The organism is [Bacillus] enclensis (assembly GCF_001456935.1).
Lineage (GTDB): Bacteria > Bacillota > Bacilli > Bacillales > Bacillaceae_B > Rossellomorea > Rossellomorea enclensis.
The window spans coordinates 44850-52599 of the sequence record NZ_KQ758493.1 but is presented as its reverse complement, the minus strand read 5'-3'; the positions used below and the strand labels follow the sequence as shown (position 1 = coordinate 52599).

Sequence of the window (7750 nt, the reverse complement as noted above, 5' to 3'; positions counted from 1 at the left end):
ATCCGGTATTAGCCCCGGTTTCCCGGAGTTATCCCAGTCTTACAGGCAGGTTACCCACGTGTTACTCACCCGTCCGCCGCTGATCTCAGGGAGCAAGCTCCCATCGATCCGCTCGACTTGCATGTATTAGGCACGCCGCCAGCGTTCGTCCTGAGCCAGGATCAAACTCTCCGATAAAAGTTTGAATAGCTCTTGTTTGCAACGATTAAATCGTTGCGGTAAATCTAGAATTAACGTTGACGTATTGTCTTGTCTTGTTCAGTTTTCAAGGTTCAATTTGTTGCTTGCTTCGTTTGAAGCGACTCAACCAACATACCAAGTTTCAAGCGGTTTTGTCAACAACTTTTTTAAAAAAGTTTTTTGGCTTTTCTATTAAATGAAGTTGTTCCCGCGTCTCACTTGCGACGGTTTTTAAAGTATATCAACCATTTCGAGTTGCGTCAACAGTTTTCGGTAAATTAATTCAAAACTTTTTAATAGAATTTCATACACCCTCTCAAATACGCTCCAACCAGGGGTTCCGGCACCCTTTTCTTCTATATAAAATAAAAGCCCCTGCACCTTTCTAAGGCGGAGGGGCTTTTAATACAAAATCAATCGATCTTGATGATGTCCTCATCGTTGCGATTCACTTTGCCTGTCTTTTCAAGAGTCACTTGCTGACCCTCTTTCAGGTTCGTGAATACAATCGGAGTCATAATAGAAGGAGCGTTTTCTTTGATGAAGTCTAAGTCTACTTCAAGCAGCGGTTGACCCGCTTCTACTTGGTCTCCCTCTTTTACAAGTGCCTCAAAGCCTTTTCCTTCAAGTTTCACTGTGTCGATACCAACGTGGATCAACACTTCGCGTCCGTTCTTGGATTCAAGGCCAAGGGCGTGTTTTGTCGGGAATACATTTACGACTTTACCATCTACAGGAGAAACGATTGTTCCTTCTGTAGGAAGGATCGCAAAACCGTCTCCCATCATTTTGCCTGAGAACACTTGATCAGGCACTTCTGTGATATCTTTGATTTCGCCTGTGATAGGCGCTACAAATCTTTCGTGCTTTTCTTCTTCAGTTGTTTGAAGAGCTTCTGGATTCACTTCTTCAATTTGCTGTTCTACTTCTTCACTTGCACTTGTTTGTGCTTTGCGTGGAGCTTTACCGCGCATAATATCCTGCATTTGTGATTTCAATGTATCAGATTTTGGACCAAAGATCGCCTGAATGCTGTTACCCACTTCAAGTACACCTGAGGCACCCAATTTTTTAAGTCTTGGCTTATCAACGTTTTTCGCGTCATTAACGGATACACGGAGACGAGTAATACAAGCATCAAGATGGGCGATGTTTTCTTCGCCGCCAAGCGCTTCAAGAACATTATATGGAAGTTCGCCTGCTCCACCAGCTGCTGCTGTACCTTCTTCATCTTCGTCTTCCACTTCTTCACGTCCAGGAGTCATAAGATTCCACTTACGGATAGCGAAACGGAAACCGAAGTAGTAAATGACTGCAAAGACAAGACCTACAGGGATAACGATCCATGCATTAGTCTGCGGGTTGATCAGACCGAATAAGATGTAGTCGATCAGACCACCTGAGAATGTCATACCGATTTTTACGTCCAAAAGGTGCATGGTCAAGAATGATAGACCTGCAAAGATTGTATGGATCCCGAATAATACAGGAGCTACGAATAAGAATGAGAATTCGATCGGCTCTGTGATACCAGTCAAGAATGATGTCAAAGCAGCAGATCCCATGATACCCGCTACTACCGCTTTACGCTCAGGGCGCGCTTCATGGTAGATCGCAAGTGCCGCAGCCGGAAGACCGAACATCATGAACGGGAATTTACCAGTCATGAAGGTACCGGCAGTAAGATCCTGCACACCATCTTGGATTTGTTTCATGAAGATTGCCTGGTCACCACGGATGATGTTGCCAGCTTCAGATGTATACGAACCAAATTCAAACCAGAATGGTGAGTAGAAAATGTGGTGAAGTCCGAATGGAATCAACGCACGTTCGATTACACCAAAGATGAATGCTGCAAATGCTCTGTTTTCACCAAGCATGAAGTTTGAGAATGAGTTCAAACCATTTTGGATCGGCGGCCAGATGACAAGCATCAATAGACCTAACACGACTGCAGATGCTGCAGTGGCAATTGGAACAAATCGTTTCCCAGCGAAGAAACCTAAATAAGATGGCAATTCAATCTGGAAGAATCGATTGTACATATACGCTGCCAGAATACCGACGATGATACCGCCGAACACACCGGTTTGAAGTGTCGGAATTCCGAGGACAAGTGCATACGCAGGGTCTACCCCTTCACCTGTAACATCTGGAATGCCGAGTCCTTCCACGGTTCCCATTGTTACGTTCATGATCAAGAAACCGACGATTGCTGCCAGCCCGGCAACACCTTCACCGCCGGCAAGTCCGATGGCTACACCGACTGCGAAGAGCAGCGCGAGGTTACCGAAGATGATTCCGCCGGCTTGCTCCATGACACTGGCAACCATTTCGACTCCACCGTTTGAAAGGAATGGAGCTATTTCTAATAGTGTTGGGTTCTGCAAAGCATTACCAAATGCAAGCAGCAGCCCGGCAGCCGGTAAGATCGCAACCGGAAGCATTAGTGCTTTACCGACTTTTTGTAAAACGCCAAAAGCCTTTTTAAACATATGAGTTTTCCTCCTTTTGATAATTGGTTTTATTCAGCAGATTGGATGATAGCAAACAAGAAAAGCGCAGGCGCCTCATTCAGCCCCGACCAACGCTCTTGGGCCGACCAGTGATGTCGTTCTTTGACTTCATTGGGCGGTCCGAAACGTCTCGAGGGGCTAGGCGCCGGAGCTGGCCATGAAAAAAAGGCATGAGAAAAGAGGATAATGAACGTATAGGGATAGACTGCCCCAATTTACACGTTTCAATTATCTTCTTTACTCATGCCTGATCGAATCAGTAACACGTAAGATAGATAAGTACATTATTTAACTTTAGTCTGTATGCGCTGCAGATGCATCGTCAGATACACCGCTTCTGCATCATAAACAGGTTTTCTTAATGTTTGCTGCATCATCTTGATCAGCTTCCAAGATAGATTATAGCAGAGAGGGTATTCCTCTTTCAACAGTTTTGCAATTTTTTCTGGTTCCTCCACCCGTTCTTCGCGGAGGACGCGTTCGATTGTGTATCGAATATGACGGACCAGCCTCATATAGTCTACACTCTCTTTGTTTATCTTCACGTCCAGCTGCTGTTCGATCATGGTCGTCAGCCTTGATATCAACTGGGAATGCTGGTTCACCTCGGAAAGATCTTTATTCATCATCGCACTATGAATATGGAGGGCGATGAACCCGACTTCCCCCTCGGGCAGATTCACGTCGGTCATATCGTTAATCATTTCCACTACTTCACGTGCGATTTCATATTCAAAAGGATAAAGAGTCCTTGTTTCCACCAGGAAAGGATTCCGGATTTCCATGCCCCTCATCAGCCTGTTGATGGCAAAGAGGATATGGTCGGTCAGGGCAATATGGATGTGTTCATTCAAGAACGAATTTGTCCTCTCCCTGATAAGTTCGATGGCAGAGATGGTTACATTGGACATGTTCTCATCAAGGAAAGGCAGAAGGTTTTTATACTGCTCCTGTTCTTTCTCTCCTTTCAGGACGAACATTTTTTCGGCTATATCGTTTTGAATCGGATCTCCTTTTTTCCGGTTAAACCCGATTCCCTTCCCGATCAGCACGACTTCTCCGTAACTCTCATGTTCGGCGATCAGAACATTGTTATTCAATGTTTTTTTAACACTCAAAGTAGACATATGAATTTCTCCCCATCATTTCGACCATTTTCGACAAGTATCCGATTTCATGATTTTAACGAAAATGAACACATTTATCAATAATATAACTTCCCTTTGAGTATTACATTCTCTCCGATTCCGTCACATCCTCTTTTCAAATGAAAAAACTGACCTCAAAGAGAGATCAGTTTTAAAGAATATGTTAAGCAATAAAAATGAAATACAGTACAAAGATGACGAACAGTCCGTACATGATCGGGTGGATTTCTTTCGTGCGCCCTTTGATCATCATCGTGATCGGGTAGAAAATGAATCCGATTGCGATACCTGTGGCGATGCTGTAGGTAAGCGGCATAGCAACGATCGTCAGGAATGCAGGTACTGCAATTTCGAACTTCTTCCAGTCGATTTCACCAAGCGATGAAACCATCAGGACCCCTACGATGATCAAGGCCGGTGCTGTGACCGGTGCTGTGATGACCGCTAGGAGCGGGAAGAAGAAGATTGACAGCAAGAATAGAATTCCGGTGACGACTGAAGCAAACCCTGTTCTTGCCCCTGCCGCAACCCCCGCGGAAGATTCGATGTACGACGTAGTGGTTGAAGTACCCAAAATAGCCCCTACCACTGTCGCACAAGAGTCCGCGAATAATGCTTTGCCGGCGCGCGGAAGTTTATTGTTTTTCATTAATCCTGCCTGGTTTGCAACGGCAACAAGTGTACCAGCCGTATCAAAGAAATCAACGAATAAGAATGTAAGAACGACAACGAGCATTTGGATGGTGAAAATGCTGCCCGCATCGTTGAACAGCGGATCAAGCGCAGCCCCGAATGTCGGCGACAGGCTCGGCGCCGCATCCACGATACCTTTCGGAGTATCGATGAGCCCGACGATCATCCCAACGATGGCAGTCGCGACCATCCCGATGAAAATTCCGCCTTTGACGCCTCTTGTCATCAGAATGACCGTAATGACAAGACCAAAAATCGCAAGCAGCGTGTTCCCGTGTGTCAGATCCCCTATTCCTACAAGAACAGCATCATTATTGACAATGATTCCTGCATTCTGAAAACCTACAAATGTAATGAACAGCCCGATTCCTGCTCCAACTGCAAACTTCAGTTCTGCAGGAATGGAATTGATGATTTTTTCACGTATTCCGGTAAGGGTCAAGGCAATGAAAATCAACCCTGAAATTAAAACGCCTGTTAGTGCGGATTGCCAGGAAACACCCATAGTCAGCACAACCGTGTAGGCGAAGAATGCGTTAAGGCCCATTCCCGGTGCAAGCGCAATTGGATACTTCGCAAGCAGCCCCATGATCAAAGAACCGATTGCAGCCGCAAGCGCGGTTGCCACAAATACCGCTCCGGCATCCATACGCATGCTGTCCGGCAGGTCCGGTACTGATTGAAGGGTCAACGTTAACGGGTTGACCACCAAAATATAAGCCATCGAAAGGAATGTTGTCAGTCCCCCGATTATTTCTCTTTTGTAGTTGGTTCCAAGTTGTTCAAACTGAAAGAAATTCCTCATATCCTTACTCCTCCCTCGTGCCGTCGCAGATCTCAAAATAAAAAAGCTCTGAACTACCGAAAGTTCAGAGCTTTGACTGTAAGATAAAAAACAGAAGGGACTTGCAGTAATACGAAGTCCATCTATCAATTACCTCGTAGTCAAGCCATTTACGGTAGCTTGGTAGAAACGCTCGGGCCCTATTCCCGAAATTATACGACGTAACAATTACTATTAAGATTTATTAAGACATGACTATTGTACCAACGAACACAGCCGCGGTCAATAGAAAAACCGAACATTTTATAAAAATAATTCATAAAATGTTCGGTTTGAGACACAGCAACCTTCCGATGGAGCTGATTTTATTTAGTTAAGAAGCTTATTCCCACTCGATCGTAGCAGGCGGCTTGCTTGTTACATCATACACGACGCGGTTGATGTGATCGACTTCGTTTACGATACGGGTCGAGATTTTTTCAAGAACATCCCAAGGGATGCGTGCCCAGTCGGATGTCATGCCGTCAATCGACGTGACGGCGCGGATACCGATTGTGTAATCATATGTTCTCGCATCACCCATCACACCAACGCTGCGGATATCAGGAAGAACGGTGAAATACTGCCAGATATCGCGGTCAAGACCGGCCTTCTTGATCTCTTCACGTAGGATATAGTCGGATTCACGCACGATTTCAAGCTTCTCTTCAGAAATCTCTCCGAGTACGCGGATTCCAAGACCAGGACCAGGGAACGGCTGCCTCCAGACGATATCATCCGGAATGCCAAGCTCTGAGCCCAATGCGCGGACCTCATCTTTGAACAATGTATTTAAAGGTTCGATCAGTGTGAACTGCATATCTTCTGGCAGCCCGCCAACGTTGTGGTGGGACTTGATTGTCTGCGCAGTCGCTGTTCCACTCTCAATGATATCCGTATACAGCGTCCCTTGAGCAAGATAATCGATACCTTCCAATTTTGTTGCCTCGTCATCAAAGACATAGATGAATTCGTTACCGATGATTTTACGCTTCTGTTCCGGATCGGATACACCTTTGAGCTTGTCCAGGAATCTGTCCTGAGCATCCACTTTGATCACGTTCATATTGAAGCCGTCAGCGAAAGTTTTCATGACACTGTCCGCTTCCCCTTTGCGAAGAAGGCCGTGATCCACGAAGATACAAGTCAATTGATCGCCGATCGCTTTATGAATCAGGACTGCTACGACAGAAGAATCCACTCCGCCGCTCAATGCGCACAGAACTTTTTTGTCTCCGACGACCTGGCGGATTTTATCCATTTCCATGTCGATGAAGCTTTCCATCGTCCAGTCGCCTTCACAGCCGCACACTTCGAATACGAAGTTCTTGAGCATTTCATTCCCGTGTACAGAATGGCGGACTTCCGGATGGAATTGTACAGCATACAGCCCCTGCTCTTCGTTACTCATTGAAGCAATCGGGCATGACGGGTTTGTTGCGTTCACTTCAAAACCTTCAGGGGCTTCTACAACAAGATCCCCGTGACTCATCCAGACAACCTGCTCATCTTCAAGGCCGGAGAAAAGCTTCGATGTTTTCTCGATATTGATGGCAGCCTTCCCGTATTCACGGTGCTTGGCGCGTTCTACTTTACCGCCGAAATGCATCGTCATCAGCTGCATGCCGTAGCAAATGCCGAGGATCGGGACATCAAGGTCGAAGATACGTTCATCACAACGGAACGAGTTTTCACCGTATACACTGTTCGGACCACCGGAGAAGATGATCCCTGTCGGATTCATTTCCTTGATTTCTTCAAGGGTGATGGTGTGCGGGTGCAGCTCGCTGTACACCCCGAATTCACGGATTCTTCGTGTGATCAACTGATTATATTGACTTCCAAAGTCTAAAACGACGATCATTTCCTGATTATGCAATTCCTCTTTACCTAGCATTCAGTTCACCTCATCCATTTATTTATCTCTCTTTTGTGTATGATTCCCTTACCATCCACAAATACATCCTTTTTGTTAGCAATTCTTTTTAAAATGGCCTTCTTAACAACGCTTTTGGTTTCCGTGCAGGACTTCGCTTTCCGCGGGTAGCTTGTGAGCCTCCTCGGCTATCGCCTCCGGGGTCTCACATCAGCTACTCTTCCCGCAGGAGTCTGCGTCCTGCACTCTAACCAAAAGCTGGATCCAGTAAAACCAACAGGCAGTCTACACAGAAAGCATTTAGTTTTACTGAATTCAAACCGCAAAATGACCTCTTTTAAAGCAAAAAAACTAGACTCCGCCTGTATAAAGGCAGGATTCTAGTTTTTGGACTTGCGTTGATGTCTAAATAGAACACTGCCTTCATAGTCCAGTCATTTACGGTGACCGGGTAGAAACTTTCGAACCATATTATCGAGGATATACGAAGGATGCTAACGAACTCTATTATTAA

Annotated in this window: 4 protein-coding genes, 1 rRNA gene and 2 riboswitches; all 5 genes read right to left on the bottom strand. The window is 45.6% G+C overall.

From position 1 onward, the window contains the following. Window positions 1-177 (bottom strand): 16S ribosomal RNA (locus AS034_RS21225); the annotation flags it as partial. A gap of 416 nt (window positions 178-593) precedes the next feature. Next, on the bottom strand, window positions 594-2675 hold the full coding sequence (gene ptsG / locus AS034_RS21220) for a glucose-specific PTS transporter subunit IIBC (protein WP_058300075.1): 2082 nt from the start codon (window positions 2673-2675) through the stop codon (window positions 594-596). A gap of 305 nt (window positions 2676-2980) precedes the next feature. Continuing rightward, window positions 2981-3823 carry a glucose PTS transporter transcription antiterminator GlcT gene (gene glcT, locus AS034_RS21215; protein WP_032085378.1) on the bottom strand — a complete coding sequence of 281 codons (843 nt, stop codon included), beginning with the start codon at window positions 3821-3823 and terminating at the stop codon, window positions 2981-2983. A gap of 184 nt (window positions 3824-4007) precedes the next feature. Continuing rightward, window positions 4008-5342, bottom strand: coding sequence for an NCS2 family permease (locus AS034_RS21210; RefSeq protein ID WP_032085379.1), 1335 nt, complete (start codon window positions 5340-5342; stop codon window positions 4008-4010). A 117-nt stretch (window positions 5343-5459) separates the two neighbouring features. After that, a riboswitch (purine riboswitch) is annotated at window positions 5460-5561 on the bottom strand. A gap of 142 nt (window positions 5562-5703) precedes the next feature. Further along, entirely contained in the window at window positions 5704-7257 is a 1554-nt protein-coding gene (gene guaA, locus AS034_RS21205; RefSeq protein WP_058300074.1) for a glutamine-hydrolyzing GMP synthase, read from the bottom strand. Between the two features lie 385 nt (window positions 7258-7642). Next, a riboswitch (purine riboswitch) is annotated at window positions 7643-7744 on the bottom strand. Between the last annotated feature and the right edge of the window lie 6 nt (window positions 7745-7750).

Bases quoted from the DNA above. Each gene is read 5' to 3' on its own strand.
- ptsG (WP_058300075.1), bottom strand. From the start codon at position 2,675: ATGTTTAAAAAGGCTTTTGGCGTTTTACAAAAAGTCGGTAAAGCACTA.
- glcT (WP_032085378.1), bottom strand. From the start codon at position 3,823: ATGTCTACTTTGAGTGTTAAAAAAACATTGAATAACAATGTTCTGATC.
- AS034_RS21210 (WP_032085379.1), bottom strand. From the start codon at position 5,342: ATGAGGAATTTCTTTCAGTTTGAACAACTTGGAACCAACTACAAAAGA.
- guaA (WP_058300074.1), bottom strand. From the start codon at position 7,257: ATGCTAGGTAAAGAGGAATTGCATAATCAGGAAATGATCGTCGTTTTA.